We start from the raw sequence: 15,856 nt of genomic DNA, 5'->3' as shown, positions 1-15,856 counted from the left end.
ACCACGTTCGTTCCCTCGCAACGTTGTGCCACTGATGAGCCGGGACTCTAGGTCGCGGGCGGAAGCGTGAGCCCGATCGTTACCGCGAGGGCGGTAACTGTTCGTCTACAGTCAGCGGATGCCAGTACTCCTCGATCTCAGGGGCGCGAAGAGTTCGGACGTCACCATCGGAACGTCACCGATCTCCGAGCTTCAAGCCTGCTTGCACTCGCTGGCCGAGCCCGACCACCACCTGGACTCCCGGTCATGGCTGATAAAGATCAGCGAATCCCTTCCACGGGAATTCCGTCATGGGCTGACGCGATTCGCGCCGCTCTGGGCCCGCCGCCGCTGCCGCCTGATGCTCCCGCTGAGCCCTCCGCTCGACGCGGAAATCGAGACGGAGATCGGTCGCCTGTCGCAACTCGACGAGACCACGTTCGTCGAGGCCGCCGCCTACGCGATCCAGGGCGGAGCCTTCGACCCGAGCGGAGCACTCACCCAACCGGCCGACTTCGTCACGGCATGCGAAGCACGCTCGTTTTCCCGAGGCGAGTTGGCGAAGAGATTGATCGACGATCCGGAGGCGTTCCGGAAATCCCTGGTACGGATACTGGAGGACTCCGTCGAGGAGTTCTTCGCGGAAGAATGGGAACGCATTCACGACCGCCTGCGCGACGAGGCCGAGCAGACACGTTCCAGGCTCCGAAAACTGCCCCTCGCGGAGCTGATCTCCTCAGTGAGTCCGGCCGCACAGGTGGTTCAGGGCGGCAGAGGCGTACGCTTCGACAAGTTCCAGGACCTCAATGTCCCACTCCGCGGGAACCATGTCTTCCTCGTGCCGACCATCCACGGCCGCCCCCACCTCATCATTCGAGGCGAACCAGGATTCCCGGTCGTGCTGCATTACCCGGTGGCATGGCAGCGCCAACCGCCCTCCATCGACGAAGTACGCCAGCGGTTGCTCATCCTTTCCGACCCCGCGCGCCTGAGCCTGTGTCGCCATATGGTCAATGAAGCGATCACGACATCGGATCTCGCTCGTCGCACGAACATGACGCGACCGCAGGTTTCACGGCATCTCGCGAAACTCCGCTCGGCCGGACTCCTGACGTCGGAGAGAAGTGGCAGGAACGTCTATCACCGAGTCGATGTGAATCACCTCATGCACATCGGCGTAGAACTTCTTCGGGTCATAGTTCGGTGAGTTGACACTCTGACCATCCTCCTCCCGCTTGGAGCACATACAGCAGGAGGCCGACGGTGCTCGACAGCGCCGCCGAGGTGGTGTCCTCGCCGCCGGAGCGGATGCTCTTGGCGTTGAGGTTGTGGGACGGGCAGCGGGTAATCGGTCTGCTGCTGCGAAGCGACTATGCGCCCACGATCCGCGACGGGGTGCCGTACTCGAGGCTGACTTCGACGTCGGATCCGGCGGATCTTGCCGCGATGGACGGCTGTGCCTCTGCCTGACCGAAGTGAGCGGTCATGTGCCCCGCGACTGGCCCGCCGTGACCCTGCGCAAGCCGGACACTGACGAGCGGGCAGATGCTGCCCGGCAACTTGACATAGCCGGGCCCCTGAGAGCGGGCCATTGCCTTCTTCGCGTGCTCCTTGACGACGACCAGCACGCGTTTGAGCAGGCTGTCGTGGCCTGGTGGGCGGCGGGGCGCCCCTTCGCCTGGGTCGACGACGAGATCGCAGACACCGATCGGGCCTGGGTTGCTGCCCACCTTCAGGGACAGGCCCTGCTCCATCGTGTCGATCCCCGACATGGCCTGACTGACAGCGACTATGGTGACCAATCAACGCTCCGTCACGCTGGAACGGGCTGTCGGTGGACAATCCGCGTGCACCGGTTGATCAGGGTGGGGAACACTGTGCTGATGAGCTCTGCCGCCTCCCAGACAGTGCAGGAACGGGCCCTTCGGCATGTCGCGGAACTGGCGTCGGGCCCTCCGATGGACCCGGCATTGCGGGTGACCCTCAACTTCCATCCGGACCGTCTGCTGCACGGCAAGCTGATCCTGGACGCTATGGCCGAGGGCGGCGTCTACCACTCGCAGTTCGTCACGAGGACCAGCAACGGCGGTCTGACCGCGCATCCAGGCGGCGACCGGTGGCGCTGGGAGAGCCGGATCTTCGACGGGGCGTACGACGAAGCGACCGATCATGAGCGGCCCGTCTACGGGGCGTTGAACTTCCGCCGCAAGCCGGTCGGCGGGGCACCGCGATTCGGCTCGGCCCACTTCCGGCTGACGGCCCAGACGCTGACGCGGAGCACGTTCTGCTACCCGGACAGTTTCCTCGAACCGTCGGATTTCGGTGTCGCGGCCCGCATGGGGCTTATCGAGCTTGCTTGCGCCGATCGTCAGGACGAGCTTGACGATTACATCGAGGCGCAGGTGCACGCGTCGGTCCAGCTGCAATGCGATGTGGAGGCGCTGGTGCTGGACCCCTGCTACCGAGGCACGACGGTCGAGGACGCGGCTCTGCGTCTTGGCTGCCCGGTGGAGTGGCACCCCGGCTTCCGACTCGGGGTTGAAGAACTCCGACGTCACCCCGACTACCGCGGCCAGGAATACGTCGACTTGGGCACGCGGATCGCGGTCGACGGCATGCTCGATCCTCGGATCATCGGGGACTCCGCACGCGTCGGCCTCTATGACCCCCAGGCGGTCAAGAAGGTGTGGCACTGCCTGGCGCGATTCGGGGCTCCCCGGAAGGCCACGGAAAGATTGGTGGCTCCGGCACCGATGGAGGGGGCTGTACTCGATGGCCTTCGTTGAGGGGCTGGTCCCAGAGGGACTGTGGGATTTGTTCCGGGCTGAGGCGGCAGCTGCCGCCAGGTGCAGGGCTTCTGCGGGCCGTGGGATGCCTCGGTTGCGGTAGGAGGGCCGCAGCAGGCTGATGCCGCGGGCGGAGAGTCCGCTTCGTCGAGGAGATCCTCACCGAGGACGGCCAGAACGTCGCGGACGTCCTGGAGCAGTTGGAGACCGCCGCGCTGCGTAAGGCCCACGTGTGACTGGCGCGTTTAGTGGGCCCCGGTGGACAAGTCTGATGCGCAGAGCGCGGGCAGGGGTGCGGGCCCCGGCGTCGTCGCACGGTTCGGGCTTTCCAGGTGGAGCGAGTGCCAGCGGCGAGGCGGCTGCGCCCGCCTCGCCGGCGGAGCCTGAACGGCGGCAGCGCGTGTCCAGCCCAGTGGGCTACGGGCCGGACACGCCGACTTGCAGACCGGTGCGGTGGCACCGCCACCAGCGCATGAGGACTCCGGCTACTGAGATTTTTGGTTCGGGGTGACGTCATGCAGGACTTCGCCGAGAACCGCGGACTGAGGGAAGTCCTCCTGCAAGGCGCCCGCGGAAAGACCCACGCTGTCGCACGGGTCCGCCTCGCCCCCACGGTTACCGCCGTCATGGTGCGCGCCCAGCAGGCCGGCCGGCTCCGCGACGACATCGAACCCACCGACTTCCCCCTCATCCAGCTCATGCTCGGAGCCGTCACCGAGCACAGCCGAACCATCGCCCCCGAGCTGTGGAGGCGCTACCAGGTCCTCCTCCTGGACGGCCTGCGCCACGACCGCGACCGCCCCAGCCCTCTGCCCCACCGCGCACTCGACGAGGACGAGTTCGACCAGACCATGACGTGACGTCATCCGGTGACGCGGATCGACCAGACCCCCGCCATCAGACCGGCCATGTCGCCGCAGCGGCCGGAACGAGTGGCCGCGCGACACCCGCGGTCACCCGCCGACGTTCTCGCAGCGCATGCGGTCAGGCAGGCGTGGAACGTCCCACCGGCTCGGGTGTCGCCGAGAAACCGGCGACGCTCGTCGTTCTTCGGCAGGACGTCGGCCGCGTCCGTTCCCAGCGACACGTAGATCTTCTGCGTGCTGCCCCCGAAGGGCGCGACAAGTGCTTCGACGGTGTCACCACGAGCCCGTCGAGGCGGGGCTCCGGTCACGCACCCGGCATGGGGGGATGCTGCGGTACGGCCTGAACGCCTGGGTGCCCGCGTTCTGCGGAGTTCTGCGTGGGCGGTAGGTCCTGCTCCGTCCAGATGCATTTGCCGTCGTCGAGATAGCGGGCGCCCCAGCGCCGGGACAGGGCGGCGACGAGTTGCAGGCCGCGTCCTCCCTCGTCGGTGTAGCTGGCGTGACGGATGCGGGGGGTGGTCAGGCTCCCGTCGTAGACCTCACAGGTCAGGGAGCGGCTGCGCAGCAGGCGGAGGCGGATGGGCCCCTTGGCATGCCGGACGATGTTGCCGACCAGCTCGCTCACCAGTAGCTCGGTGGTGAGCACGAGATCACCGAGCCCCCACGCGTCGAGCTGATCGCGCACATACTCCCGGGCCTGTCCGGCAGCCCGGGGATCGTTCGGGAGAGCGCAGGAGGCGACATCGCGGGCAGCGGCGCACCGGGTACGGACGATGAGCAGGCCGGCGTCATCCGTCGTCTGCTCGTGGTCGGGCAGCAGAGCCGACACGACCCTGTCGCACAACTCGTCCAACCCCCGGATCTTGTCGCCCTCATCGGTGGCCTGGAAGCAGGCGGTGTCCACCACGGCCCGGGAGAGGACCCCCCGCAGTTGAGCCAGCCCCTGGTCGACGTCCCGGGTTGCGGATTCGACGAGCCCGTCTGTGAACAGGACGAGAAGGCAGTCATCGGGCAGATTCAGCTGGTGAGTCTCGAAGGGCGGCGTGGCCGCGCCCAGTGGCGGGTCGGGGGCCACATCGGGACTGTGGACGGTGCCATCGGGGTGGACGACGAGCGGCGGCGGGTGACCTGCCAGGGAGTACGAGCAGGTGCGCGCCACAGGGTCGAAGACGGCGCACAGGCACGTGGCGTAGAAGTCCTCGCCGAGGTCGGAGACCAGGTCGTTGAGGCGGCTGAGCAGCTCGTCGGGGGGCATCTCCAGGTCGGCGAGCGTGCGTACTGCGGTGCGCAGTCGGCCCATGGTGGCCGCCTCGCTGATGCCGTGCCCCATGACGTCGCCGATCACCATGACGACCCGGTCGGCCGACAGCGGAATCACGTCGTACCAGTCACCGCCCACCTCTTCACCGCGGCCCGCGGGCAGGTACCGGGCGGCGGCGCTGGCGGCGGGCAGGCGTGGCAGCGTCCGGGGCAGCAGGCCACGCTGCAGTTCCTGGGCTCGGGCGTGCTCCACGTCGTACAGGCGGGCCCGCTCGAGCGACTGACCGACCAGACCGCTCAACGCCGTCAGCAAGGCGCGCTCGTCGTCGGTGAAGACATGGGTCTCGCTGAAGGACACCACACACAAGCCGATGGCGCGTCCGGACGCCAGCATGGGCAGAAACGCCCACGCTTCCTTCGGCGACGCCTCGTTCAGCTTGGTCAGCGTCGGATAGCGCGCCGCCAGCTCGACTCTTGATCCGATGAACCCGGGAGCACGGGTGCGCATCATGTTCTCGACGGCGGCATCGGCGGTGAGCGGGATCCCGTCGATCTGGCCGAGGAACTCCTGCGAGTATCCGACAGCGCCGACGACCCGCAGACGGCTGCCTTCCAGGAGCTGAAACACCACCCCGTCGGCACCGAAGGGAGGCATGACGAACTCGGCGACGGCCTCCACGACGTCACGGGAGGTGGCCGCCTCGGCGAGCGCTGCGGTCAGCTCACCCATGCGCACCGACCGCTCGGTCGCGGCCATCGGGTCCGGACCGGCCGACCGACCGGGGCCGCCGCCCAGGCGTGCGCCGGCCCACGCCGCCAACGCGCGGAGCAGGGAGCGTTGCGCCTCATCCGGCTCGCCGGGCCCTGGCATGAGCACGGACAACACACCGACCGGTCCATCGGCGCCGGGCAAGGGTACTGCGACCGTACCGCCCGCGCCGGTGCCCAGGCTGTCTCCGGCAACGCACACGAAGCCACCATGGCGTAGGGCGTCTGCGGGCACCACGTTCTGCTCGTCGGACAGATACACCCACTCACCCGCGCCGGCCCGGGCAAGCCCACTGGCCGCGACCAGGCGCAGCCGACCTGCGGCTCGGTCGTGTCTGTGCACCAGGGCACCCGAGCCACCCAAGCACGTCGTCGCCTGCCGGAGCACGAGTGCCAGCGTCTCCGTGCCCCACGCTCCGTCCCCCCAAGCGTCTTCGCCCGGGGCCGTCAGGGAGCCGATCGGCAGCCGTTCAGGCCGCTCTGCGTCGCTCGAGTGCCCAGCCTTCTCAGCCGTCACCGCGCCCCCCGCTCACCCGCGCGCAGCGGAGGCGGTGGTGGAACCTCCCTCATGAAACTCGCACATGTCATCACATTAGCCGCAAGACCGTCACTACTGCTCAGCAGGCCTCGCCCCTTGCCGGGGAAGGACAGGGAGCGGATCGCGTGCTGCCTCGCGTCACCGGTGAGACGCCCACCAGAACGGTGTGTGCGAACAGTAGGGCCGCCGGCCGCTACTGCGACGGCTCCCCCAGTCCAGCCGACAACCGCGTCCTCTCCAGTACGAGGTCGACGACTGACCCGGCACCCATGGTCGACGCCGACCAGGGCCGCCATGGAGTTCGCGTCGGCCGCAAGCGGGTCGATCGGCTCATGCGCCAGGCCGGCCTGGCCGGGATCAGCCCCCGCAGGAGCAAGGGCTTCACCCGCCGCGACCCGGACGCCGACCTCGCCCGTGACCTGGTGCAACGCGACTTCACGACACGTGGCCTGGAAGACGTCCGCCCACGCGGACGCCGACCTGGTCCTCACCTCACTCGAGTACGTGCTGACCAGCCGGGAGGTCGCCCCCGCCCAACTCGTCCACCATGCCGCCCACGGCACGCAATACACATCGTTCAAGCCACGACACGCCTGAAGCAGAGCCAGAGAATCCGCAGTCATCCGCATCGTCAGCGTGTTCGTTCAGGTCATCGCACCGAGTCCACTGGCATGACTCTGCGATACGCCTGCACCGCGATCGCCGCTACCACGACGTGCATCACCAGCAGCGCCGCCACACCAGTCGCCTTGCCCTCGCCGAACTGGAAAAGGTCTGGAACGAAGGAGATGACGACGACCGAGGGGACGAGTCGGCGGAGCAGGCGTTCGGGGTGATCACGGCAACTGCGGCTGCCAGCACGCGGATGGCCGCCGTCAGGTCGTCCGGGGACGCGTCGTCGCGCCTGTCCCAGTCGCCGGCGACCGGTGAGCGGGAGAGCTCCCTCCAGGCGTGCTCGCACCATGCCACCGGCGGCACCGTACGACGGCCAGGTCGGGCTCGGCGTTCAGGAGCACGTACAAGGCGGGGCGCTCCAGGAACTGGTCGTTGACGATGAGTACGGAGACCGTGCCTGTCTTCTCCATGCCGAGTGAGGGAGGAATACCGACGTCATCGACGAGACGAACGGCGGGAGCCGGCCGGCTTCGGGGGCGCTCCCGGCTATGACCTCGCCCTGACCAGCCCGGCGTCGTACGCCATGATCACGGCCTGGATCCGGTCGCGCGCCCCGATCTTGGTCAGGACGTGGCTGACGTGCTTCTTCACAGTGGACTCGCTGAGGACGAGCCGCTCGGCGACCTCGGTGTTCGTCCAGCCCTGACCGATGGCGACCAGGACCTCACGTTCGCGTTCGCTGAGGGTTTGCAGTCGGGGGTCCTCTGGGGCGGAAGTGCCGGCCGGAGCGAGCACCTGGTGGGCGTAGGCGTCCAGCAGGCGCCGGGTGAGGCGGGGGGCCACGACGGCGTCACCGGTCGCGACCGCGTGGATGCCCGCGACGAGCTCCTCCGGGCGGGCGTCCTTGAGCAGGAAGCCGCTGGCTCCCGCCCGCAGGCCTTCATACGCGTACTCGTCCAGGTCGAAGGTGGTCACGATGAGCACTCGGGTACGGCCGCCGGCGGCGATGATGCGACGGGTTGCCTCGATGCCGTCCATCCCTGGCATGCGGATGTCCATGAGCACGACGTCCGGTCGGAGTTCGGCGACCATGCGGACGGCCTGGGCACCGTGCTCCGCCTCACCGACCGAGGTCAGGCCCGGGGTTCCCTCGATGAGCATGCGGACACCCATGCGCTGGAGAGGCTGGTCGTCGGCGATGAGAATGGTGGTCATGGCAAGTATTCTCCTGGTGCCGACGGGGCGGGTGCGGCAGGTACGTCGAGCACGACCTCCACGGTCCAGCCGTGTCCCGTCCCACGTGGGCCGATGGTGGCGGAGCCGCTGTACATGGCGGCCCGCTGACGGATGCCGACCAGGCCGTGGCCGGGGTCGTCGGTCTGGGTTCCCCGCTTCGCTCGCGGCGGCGCTCCCGGCGGCACCCCGGTGTCGGCGACCCGTATCCGCACCTTGCCCGAGTCGGCGGCCACGGTGACTTCGGCGGTGGAGCCCCTGCCCGCGTGCTTGAGCGTGTTGGTCAGGGATTCCTGGACGATGCGATAGACGCTGAGCTGGACGCCGCTGCCCAGTGCGTCGAGGTCGCCGACGGTTCGGTAGGTCACCGTCAGTCCCGCTGCGCGCACGCGTGCCAGCAAGGGGTCAAGATCACGGATCCCGGGCTGCGGGCTGAGCATCGTCTCGTCGTCCTGCTCCTCGCGCAGGACGCGCAGCACCCGGCGCAGTTCGCTCATGGCCTGACGGCCGGTGTCGCCGAGGATGCGCAGGGCTTCGGCGGACTGCTCGTTCCTGTTGGCGGCGAGAGTCGCGGCGCCGTCCGCGACGCTGACCATGACGGAGAGATTGTGGCCGACGATGTCGTGCATCTCGCGGGCTACCCGGGAGCGCTCGGCGGCGGCGGTGAGCCGGACACGTTGTTCTTGTTCGATCTCCAGACGCCTGGCGCGGTCCTCCAGCGCCGCCAGATACATCTGGCGGATCCGGAGCGTCAGGCCCATGGCCGTGGCCGCCGTGATCGGCGCCATCAGGAAGAAGACACCGAGGAACGGATCGTCGACACGCGCCGGGACACTGACGGCCACGATCACGTTGGTGGCAGCCATCACGAAGGCGCAGCCCAGCACCCGCAACGAACCTCGGCGGGCGAGGGCGTACAGGGCGATGACGGCGCTGATGCCGGCCTGCAGCCAAAGGCCCAGCGACGACTGGACCAGGGACACCGAAGCGATCACCAAGAAGGTGACACCCGGAGCCCTACGCCGCCACCACAGGGGAATGGCGAGTGCGGCGGTGAAGGCGAACAGGACGGCCGACGGCAGCTGGTCACGGGAATCCGTGTCCCTGAAGGGCGAGCCACCGCTGCCCCAGATCAGGTCGGGAATGCTGACGCATACGACGACCAGCACCACCGCGGTGTCGAACAGCCAAGGATGCCGGCGGTCCAGCCGCTTCCGGTCCTGATGACCGCGCCACATACGCCCCAGGACGGGGTGCGTCCAGTCGGCGTCGACCCCAGGGGGCTGCGGGCGGGCGGCCCCCTGGGCGGTGTCCTCATCGGCGGCCGCGCGTTCCACGCTCATGGACACCATTTCCCTCGTGACCACGGTCAGACGTCGGTCCGGACCAGCCGGACGGCAGCCCCGGCGAGGGTCAGTGCCACCCAGCCGGCGAAGACGGCGATCCCGGCCCCGGGCGAGAGGGCGTCCGAGGACTGGTGCAGGGCGTAGACGGCCGACCCCGCGTTGCTGGGGAAGTAGGGGCTGAGCGTGTCGTACCAGGAGTCGGGCAGCAGCGAAGCCAGACCGGGCAGGATCAGCAGGACGCCGACCAGGGCCGCGATGGCCCCGGCGGAGGAGCGCAGCAGCATGCCCAGGGCCACACCGAAGACGGCCACCAAGGCGAGGTAACCGCCGGCGCCGGCCAGGCTGCGCAGTACACCGTCGTCGCTCAGCGAGAGCGCGATTTTCTCGCCGTCCAGGCCCGGTGTGCCCAGCAGGAACGCGGCCAGCGCGCCGACGGAGGTGAGGAACAGGGCGATGGGTCCGATCACGGCGGCCTTGGACCACAGAACGGGCAGCCGTCGCGGAACCGCGGCGAGGGTGGAACGGATCATGCCCGTGGTGTACTCGCCCGCGGACAGCAGCACCCCGAGCACGCCGATGGCCAGGGACGCGAAGGTAACCCCCGTCAGCGCCAGACCGATGGCGTCGCTGTCGCCGCCGTTGCCCGGTCCGGGCGGCCCGCCGGTGTCGACGGCGTCGGGACTGTAGGTGTAGCTGGCGACCGTCCCGAAGAGGATCAGCAGGAAGACAGCGACGCCCAGGGTGATCCAGCTCGAGCGCAGCGACCAGAACTTGGCCCACTCCGAACGCAGTACCCGGACGCCGGTCACCTTGTAGGTCGTCCCGGAGGTGGCCGGCGTCGTGGGATCGGGCGCTGCGGACATTTTGGAGCGCTTGCCGGGGCGCTGGATGCGGCGGAGTGCGGTGGCGGGCATCAGGCGGCCTTTCGTTCGGTGCCGGCCGGAGCACTCTGGTACTCGACGACATCGCGGGTGAGGTCCATGAACGCCACCTCCAGGGAGACGGCCTGCGGGGTGAGCTCGTACAGCGCCAACCCGTGCTGGGCGGCGATCGCCCCGATCTCACGGGCGTCACGTCCGGTGACCAGCAGTTCCTCGGCGGAGGAGGAACTGATCGTGACGTCCGGGCCCGCCAGCAGCGAGCGCAGCCTCCTGGCTTCGGTGGTGCAGACCTTCACGCCTGAGCCGCCGGCCTCTCGCGTGAAGTCGTCGACCGTGGTGTCGGCGAGCAGCCGGCCGCGCCCGATGATGACCAGGTGGTCGGCGATCAGCGCGGTCTCACTCATCAGGTGCGAGGAGAGCATTACCGCCCGGCCCTCGTCGGCCAGCCCACGCAGGAGGTTGCGCACCCACAGCACGCCCTCGGGGTCGAGGCCGTTGACCGGTTCGTCGAGCATGACGATCGCCGGGTCGCCGAGGAGGGCCGAGGCGATGCCGAGCCGCTGCCCCATGCCGAGCGAGAACGCGCCCACCCGCTTGTCGGCCACGCTGGTCAGTCCGGCCAGCTCGATTACCTCGTCCACCCGGCGCCGCGGAATGCCGTGGGTGTACGCGAGCGCCCTCAGGTGGTTGACCGCGCTGCGCCCGGGGTGGACGGACTTGGCCTCCAGCAGTGTGCCGATCTCGTGCAAGGGTGCGGCGTGCTTGGCGTACGACTTGCCATCGACGGTGACCGAGCCCTTCGTGGGGGAGTCCAGGCCGACGATCATGCGCATGGTCGTGGACTTGCCCGCGCCGTTGGGGCCGAGGAAGCCGGTCACCTCACCGGGCTTGACGGTGAAGGTCAGGCTGTCGACGACCGTCTTGTCGCCGTAGCGCTTCGTCAGCTCACGCGCTTCGATCATGGGAGTTTGGGCCTTTCCTGCTGTGAACTCGGCCGCGGATGCGCCGCGCCTGCGTTCGAAGTTAGGCGTGGCGCAGGTCTGAACTATGGGCCCGGAGAGGAATCTTCAGCGTCCCAGTGGTACCGCGGTACCACTGGGAGGGGCTCCGCGTACGACGGTGGTTGTGGCCGACACCGATGGCCTGATCGTCTGCTTCGGTCCCATCGGCAATGCCACCCATCCGGATCGCACCCGGGCGGCGCGGTCGTGCATTGAATCGGTGGGGGCGTGGAACGGGTTGCGCCGGATGGCCAGGTGGTCGCGCAGCCATACCCGCGCCTCACGGAGCGTGTGGACGGGTCGGTGATCAGGTCAGCGCTCATGAGGAATCACCGGCAGCACAAGGTGCGAGGGGTAGGCCGAGTTGTGGTGAACGTGGTGCAGCGTGGTCTTCGAACTGCACACGTGGTACGGCACGTATGCGGCATTGGTCGCCCCGGCCATCCCCGTCGGGGTGTCCATGCTGGTGATCTCCAGGCAGATCCGGTGACCGCGGCGGAACTCGTTGGCGGTCGCCGAGATTTCGATGTCGCACTCTACGATCTCGCCCGGCACAGCCGGCTCTCGCTCGGCGCGCGTCAGCTTGTGGAACGGCTTCCACGGCGTGGACCGCTCCTCGTCCGCGCCCGGTTGGACGCCTTCAACCAGCCCCGGCTCAGTTCCCGCTTGGGCAGGTCGTCGTCGATCCAGCTCAGGGGCGACCCCTAGAGCCTGATGCGAGCAGCCCGTTGATCACGAGCGTCGCCAGCGTTTCGGCCGTGGCCGTGAGCTGCTCCGGCGACGCGGCCTCGGACCGTCCCAGGCGTCGCGCCAGCGGCACCTCCACCATCCCCGAGATGGGAGGGATGATCGCGAAGAACAGCACGTCCATCGGGACGGCCGCCATGCGTCCGGAAGCCACGAGACGGTCGATGCAGGACCTCATGGGCTGCAGGATCGGGGCGATGTAGTTGTCGTACAGGTAGTCCAGCCGGTCGGTGTCCAGAGTGAATTCGTTGACGAAGATCCGTCCGATCAGTGGCGCGTCCGCCGCGGTCCGATAGAAGCCGGTGATGATCTGCCGAAGCCGCTCGGCGTCGTCCAGCGAGGGATCCACCTGCGGCATGCGCTCCACTTGTGCCCCCAGCGCGTGGTCCACCACCGCACGCCAGAACGCCGCCTTGGACCCGTACCGGTCGTTGATGAAGTTGTGACTGACGCCCAGCCGGCGGGCCAGCTCGCGCGCGGAGGCATGGTCGTACCCCAGCTCCGCGAAGGCCTCGAGCCCTCGCAGCAGGATGCTCTCGGTCTCGGGCACCTCGGGGGTGCCCGCCCCGGGGCGCCCTGGCCGACGAACCGACTCGGCTCGTGCTCCCACTACTGCCTCCACTGCTGCTGATTCGTTCCTGCGTGCCGTGCGGTGCGCCGATGTCTTCGTCGGTGAGTCGTCGCGCTCTGTACCGAAGAACCGCCCTCCCCCGCGGGGCGAGCCGGGCCGGCGACCGGCTTGGGAGCCCAGCTTACCTGACACTCGTCAGATTCACTCCAGAAGGCCGCGCCGTCTGCGACTGCGCCATCGAAGGCGCGAACGTGCGCTCCGCCCCGCACGCCGTCCCTTGACCCGTCGGGATCCGCTGCGCACCCGGCGCCGGACGGGCAGCGTCGCCACCAAGCGCGATGGCACCTACGACAGCTGCCCACGAATGGGAGACCACACGGGTGCGGCGGATACCGACCAGGTACCCGCATCCGAGACCTTCGCGCAGACAGGCCAGGTGGGCGGCGGATCAGCTCCGCTGTCGGCAGTACAGCGCGTCGGGGGTGCGCGACGAGCCCACCCGGCCGGTGAAGGCGATCCCGGCCGCGTACTCGTCGTCCGCGCACTGGCCCTTGTAGTGGCCTTGCGCGAAGTCGCCGCCCTTGGGTGCCGAGCCCCTGCTGTCGCCGCGGTCGAACCAGACGGTGCGGCCGCTCGTGCCGGTGATCGAGCCGGGCGCGGCGGCTGCGCACAGGACGGCGGAGAGAGCGGCGCCACGGGCGCTGTAGCCGGTCAGGAAGTGGCCGTCGGGGCACTGGAGTTTGGTGTATCCGGTCGCCCAGTCCCGGCCCGGCATGACGTATCGCTCGTCGACGATCACCTTGTGTCCGGCGGCCGGGTCCCACTTGGGACCGGCGGACACGTCCGAGCACAGGCCGCGGTTGCCGGTGTGGCTGAGGCCGAGGAGGCGTTGGTCGTCGGGGCAGACGGCCTTACGGGCTCCGGCGTCCCAGTCGGGCAGGGCGCGTATCCGCCGCGACTGGACGAAGTCGCCGTGGTCGGGGCTGAGCATCGACCAGTCCGTCACGGGGGCTATGCGGCCGGTGCGGCTCTGGGCCCCGACGAGCCTGGCCCAGGCGGTGGCACGCCAGTCATCACCGTCGTACAGGCCCATACGGTTGCCCGCCGCGTCCCAGTGCAGCAGGGCCCAGCCGTTGCCGGTGCGGTTCTCGTGCCAGCCGACGAGCGGCCAGTACGCGAAGTCGGCGTCGGTGCGGATCAGGTGGTCGACGAAGTTCCCGAACCAGGCGCGCTGCCGGGAACCGGTCTCCTCACGGCCTCCGACACCGAACTCGCTGATCCAGACGGGGGCGGTGAAGTGCTGGTTCTGTTCGCCGGTGACGAAGAACGCCTGGCGGTTCAGTACGTCGATCAGTTCGGTGGGGGTCAGGTCGCGGTAGCGGGGGTCGGTGGTCTCGCCCGTTCCGGTGGCGCCGCTGTGGTTGGGGCCGGTGTAGTCGTAGAAGTGGGCGGAGTACACCAGCTTGCCGGAGTCGACGAGCGTGTGTGAAAGGCGGCGTACGGGTTCCAGGGTGGGACGTTCGTGCGCGAGGCCGTCGACAGGGATGCCGGTCCAGTTGATGCCCTCGACGATGATCAGCAGATTGGGGTTGGCCTCTGTCAGGATGCGGTCGCCCACGCGCTGCGAGGCGGCGAACCAGTCGTGGTTGTCACCAAGGCCCCAGTTGGGGTCGTCCCAGATGTCGCGGCGCACCTCGTTGTAGAGGTCGGCGCCGACGACACGCGGGTTGGCCTTGTAGCGGCGGGCCATGGAGAGCCAGTCGTTCTCCCAGGTCTCGGTGGACCGGCTCGCGTTCCAGCGTTCGTTGCCGTCGACTCCGCAGCACCAGCGGGTGGTGTTCGTGTGGTTGTTGAGGATCACGGCGAGGCCGGCAGCGGTGAGTTCGCGGACGACGGCGTCGAGCACCTGGAGTGGGGTCTTGCCGCGCAGGGAGGGGTTGGCGGCGACGGCGTGGTCCGTGACGGGGACGCTGTCGTGGATCATCTCGTTGGAGAAGGGCAGTCGGATGCTGTTGATCCCGATCTCCCGGAAACCGGCGATGATTTCGGCCATGGGGGCGCGGTCCAGGCCGAGCGGTATCCGGCCGGAGTTCTCGCCCGCGTGGTGGTTGGCGTCCTCGTCGGCGCTTCCCGAACCGTTCCACGTTCCGCTGGCTCCATGCCAGTTGCCGGACCGCAGTCTGAAGCGGTCTCCGTCCGCGTCGACGATCCAGCGGCCTCGCGTGCTGAGCGGTGCCGTCCAGTTGGCCGCGGCGGGCACGGCGGGCACGGCCCTTTCGGACGGTGTACCCGTCTCGGGGGCGGGACCCTGTGCGGCTGCGGGGACGGGCGTCAGGGGCGCCAGGAGTAACACGGCGGCCAACGTGGCTCTGACGAAGGATCCGCGCACGGGTCACCACCCAAGAGACGTCTTTGTCATGGCGACGTCATCATGGCGGCTGATGCGGCATCAGTCCAGTCACGTACCGCACCCGATCACGAGTGGTGCGTGGCAGTCGTGCAGTGCAGACCGGGAGGTCTCGCCATGCTCCCTGAGACGGACTCCGTTTCGGCCACCTGCTCCTGGACGACATCGGTGCTCTTCACGCCGGACGTCGCCGACCCTCGTATCACCGTCCTCCGCAGCGATCCGCCGCGTCCCGTCAGCAGCGCTGAGTTCGACGCATCGGGTGCTCCGAGGGTGGCGCCGAAGCCCCTTACGGAGCTGTGGGACCCTGAGTGCCGTGCCGCTACCGGGAGGCGCTCAAGGAGATGCACCGAGCCAAAGCCAGTGCCAGTTTTCCGGACGCACTCGATGCCATACTCAGCCGACGGCGGGACGCAACGCCGCTGGAGAACGTCGGACGCGCACTCGCTCAGCCACCGGCACAGCTTCCCTGCCGCGCGCGGCGGGCGAGGGTCATTCCGTCGGCGTGCCGATCCGAAGCCGGTCGCCGTCAGGGTCGTGCAGCTCAATCTCAGGCGCCCACGGAGCGTCTTTCGCCTGCACACCGAACTCGGAAGCGATGACCTCGACAGCATGAATACGGAGATAGGCCAACGTGTCAGGGCGGGCATCTCCCTTGTGCTCCGACAAGATCAACCGCACCCTGCCCCGGGCGACCTCGACGAACGCGAGAAGACCCTGCTCGAAGCGGTGCTCCCACAGCTTGGCGAAGCCCAGGCGCTCATACCAGGCGACCGCCGCCGCAGCGTCCTCAACGCGAAGAATGGGAATGACTTCCTCGTCCATAGAGCCATCGTCACAGACCACCAGGGCGAGCGT

Annotated in this window: 16 protein-coding genes and 1 pseudogene; 6 read left to right on the top strand and 11 right to left on the bottom strand. The window is 68.7% G+C overall.

Annotation, left to right across the window (positions count from 1 at the left end):
* Positions 1-118 precede the first annotated feature (118 nt).
* Together ACZ5XS_RS15135 and ACZ5XS_RS15130 are read left to right on the top strand one after the other, a co-directional pair.
* Positions 119-1,186, top strand: a complete 1,068-nt coding sequence (locus tag ACZ5XS_RS15135) for an ArsR/SmtB family transcription factor (RefSeq protein WP_468651331.1) — start codon at positions 119-121, stop codon at positions 1,184-1,186.
* 56 nt (positions 1,187-1,242) lie between these two features.
* Positions 1,243-1,449, top strand: coding sequence for a hypothetical protein (locus ACZ5XS_RS15130; protein ID WP_468651329.1), 207 nt, complete (start codon positions 1,243-1,245; stop codon positions 1,447-1,449).
* Here ACZ5XS_RS15130 and ACZ5XS_RS15125 read toward each other — a convergent pair.
* Positions 1,350-1,781, bottom strand: coding sequence for a hypothetical protein (locus ACZ5XS_RS15125; RefSeq protein ID WP_468651695.1), 432 nt, complete (start codon positions 1,779-1,781; stop codon positions 1,350-1,352). The genes ACZ5XS_RS15130 and ACZ5XS_RS15125 overlap by 100 nt on opposite strands.
* 81 nt (positions 1,782-1,862) lie before the next feature.
* Here ACZ5XS_RS15125 and ACZ5XS_RS15120 point away from each other — a divergent pair, with 81 nt between their 5' ends.
* The gene (locus ACZ5XS_RS15120; RefSeq protein ID WP_468651679.1) at positions 1,863-2,765 is read left to right on the top strand and encodes a DUF3626 domain-containing protein; all 903 of its coding nucleotides are present in this window, start codon (positions 1,863-1,865) and stop codon (positions 2,763-2,765) included.
* 515 nt (positions 2,766-3,280) lie between these two features.
* Positions 3,281-3,625: an SbtR family transcriptional regulator gene (locus ACZ5XS_RS15115; RefSeq protein WP_468651327.1), complete on the top strand. Its 345-nt coding sequence runs from the start codon at positions 3,281-3,283 to the stop codon at positions 3,623-3,625.
* A 310-nt stretch (positions 3,626-3,935) separates the two neighbouring features.
* Here the strand turns inward: ACZ5XS_RS15115 and ACZ5XS_RS15110 are convergent, their stop codons facing one another.
* Positions 3,936-6,002, bottom strand: coding sequence for an ATP-binding SpoIIE family protein phosphatase (locus ACZ5XS_RS15110; RefSeq protein WP_468651325.1), 2,067 nt, complete (start codon positions 6,000-6,002; stop codon positions 3,936-3,938).
* Between the two features lie 464 nt (positions 6,003-6,466).
* Here ACZ5XS_RS15110 and ACZ5XS_RS15105 point away from each other — a divergent pair.
* Together ACZ5XS_RS15105 and ACZ5XS_RS15100 are read left to right on the top strand one after the other, a co-directional pair.
* Positions 6,467-6,556 (top strand): annotated as a pseudogene (locus ACZ5XS_RS15105) (IS3 family transposase); the annotation flags it as partial.
* Positions 6,557-6,641: 85 nt separating this feature from the next.
* Positions 6,642-6,794 (top strand): hypothetical protein, encoded by a 153-nt coding sequence (locus ACZ5XS_RS15100; RefSeq protein ID WP_468651693.1) that lies wholly within the window; start codon positions 6,642-6,644, stop codon positions 6,792-6,794.
* Between the two features lie 52 nt (positions 6,795-6,846).
* Here ACZ5XS_RS15100 and ACZ5XS_RS15095 read toward each other — a convergent pair whose 3' ends face one another.
* The 9 genes from ACZ5XS_RS15095 to ACZ5XS_RS15055 all read right to left on the bottom strand — a co-directional run bounded on the left by ACZ5XS_RS15095 (position 6,847) and on the right by ACZ5XS_RS15055 (position 15,823).
* Positions 6,847-7,161 carry a DUF6069 family protein gene (locus ACZ5XS_RS15095; protein ID WP_468651323.1) on the bottom strand — a complete coding sequence of 105 codons (315 nt, stop codon included), beginning with the start codon at positions 7,159-7,161 and terminating at the stop codon, positions 6,847-6,849.
* A gap of 197 nt (positions 7,162-7,358) precedes the next feature.
* On the bottom strand, positions 7,359-8,027 hold the full coding sequence (locus ACZ5XS_RS15090) for a response regulator (protein WP_468651321.1): 669 nt from the start codon (positions 8,025-8,027) through the stop codon (positions 7,359-7,361).
* Positions 8,024-9,388, bottom strand: a complete 1,365-nt coding sequence (locus ACZ5XS_RS15085; RefSeq protein WP_468651319.1) for a histidine kinase — start codon at positions 9,386-9,388, stop codon at positions 8,024-8,026. Before ACZ5XS_RS15085 ends, ACZ5XS_RS15090 begins: the two co-directional genes overlap by 4 nt.
* Before the next feature lie 26 nt (positions 9,389-9,414).
* Positions 9,415-10,305 (bottom strand): ABC-2 transporter permease, encoded by an 891-nt coding sequence (locus ACZ5XS_RS15080; RefSeq protein ID WP_468651317.1) that lies wholly within the window; start codon positions 10,303-10,305, stop codon positions 9,415-9,417.
* A complete protein-coding gene (locus ACZ5XS_RS15075) occupies positions 10,305-11,234 on the bottom strand; it encodes an ABC transporter ATP-binding protein (RefSeq protein ID WP_468651315.1) in 930 nt (309 codons plus the stop codon). The genes ACZ5XS_RS15080 and ACZ5XS_RS15075 overlap by 1 nt, the downstream gene beginning before the upstream one ends.
* A gap of 351 nt (positions 11,235-11,585) precedes the next feature.
* On the bottom strand, positions 11,586-11,855 hold the full coding sequence (locus ACZ5XS_RS15070; protein WP_468651678.1) for a CocE/NonD family hydrolase C-terminal non-catalytic domain-containing protein: 270 nt from the start codon (positions 11,853-11,855) through the stop codon (positions 11,586-11,588).
* A 109-nt stretch (positions 11,856-11,964) separates the two neighbouring features.
* Positions 11,965-12,630: a TetR/AcrR family transcriptional regulator gene (locus tag ACZ5XS_RS15065; protein ID WP_468651313.1), complete on the bottom strand. Its 666-nt coding sequence runs from the start codon at positions 12,628-12,630 to the stop codon at positions 11,965-11,967.
* Between the two features lie 409 nt (positions 12,631-13,039).
* On the bottom strand, positions 13,040-14,980 hold the full coding sequence (locus ACZ5XS_RS15060) for a glycoside hydrolase family 5 protein (protein WP_468651311.1): 1,941 nt from the start codon (positions 14,978-14,980) through the stop codon (positions 13,040-13,042).
* A gap of 510 nt (positions 14,981-15,490) precedes the next feature.
* Positions 15,491-15,823: a glyoxalase superfamily protein gene (locus tag ACZ5XS_RS15055; RefSeq protein WP_468651309.1), complete on the bottom strand. Its 333-nt coding sequence runs from the start codon at positions 15,821-15,823 to the stop codon at positions 15,491-15,493.
* Between the last annotated feature and the right edge of the window lie 33 nt (positions 15,824-15,856).

Source organism: Streptomyces sp. NPDC033131 (assembly GCF_055578365.1).
This window is presented reverse-complemented; position numbering and strand designations above follow the sequence as displayed.

Excerpts from the sequence above, each read along its gene's own strand:
- ACZ5XS_RS15135 (WP_468651331.1), top strand. The coding sequence starts at position 119 with ATGCCAGTACTCCTCGATCTCAGGGGCGCGAAGAGTTCGGACGTCACC.
- ACZ5XS_RS15120 (WP_468651679.1), top strand. The coding sequence starts at position 1,863 with ATGAGCTCTGCCGCCTCCCAGACAGTGCAGGAACGGGCCCTTCGGCAT.
- ACZ5XS_RS15115 (WP_468651327.1), top strand. The coding sequence starts at position 3,281 with ATGCAGGACTTCGCCGAGAACCGCGGACTGAGGGAAGTCCTCCTGCAA.
- ACZ5XS_RS15095 (WP_468651323.1), bottom strand. The coding sequence starts at position 7,161 with ATGGTGCGAGCACGCCTGGAGGGAGCTCTCCCGCTCACCGGTCGCCGG.
- ACZ5XS_RS15090 (WP_468651321.1), bottom strand. The coding sequence starts at position 8,027 with ATGACCACCATTCTCATCGCCGACGACCAGCCTCTCCAGCGCATGGGT.
- ACZ5XS_RS15085 (WP_468651319.1), bottom strand. The coding sequence starts at position 9,388 with ATGAGCGTGGAACGCGCGGCCGCCGATGAGGACACCGCCCAGGGGGCC.
- ACZ5XS_RS15080 (WP_468651317.1), bottom strand. The coding sequence starts at position 10,305 with ATGCCCGCCACCGCACTCCGCCGCATCCAGCGCCCCGGCAAGCGCTCC.
- ACZ5XS_RS15075 (WP_468651315.1), bottom strand. The coding sequence starts at position 11,234 with ATGATCGAAGCGCGTGAGCTGACGAAGCGCTACGGCGACAAGACGGTC.
- ACZ5XS_RS15055 (WP_468651309.1), bottom strand. The coding sequence starts at position 15,823 with ATGGACGAGGAAGTCATTCCCATTCTTCGCGTTGAGGACGCTGCGGCG.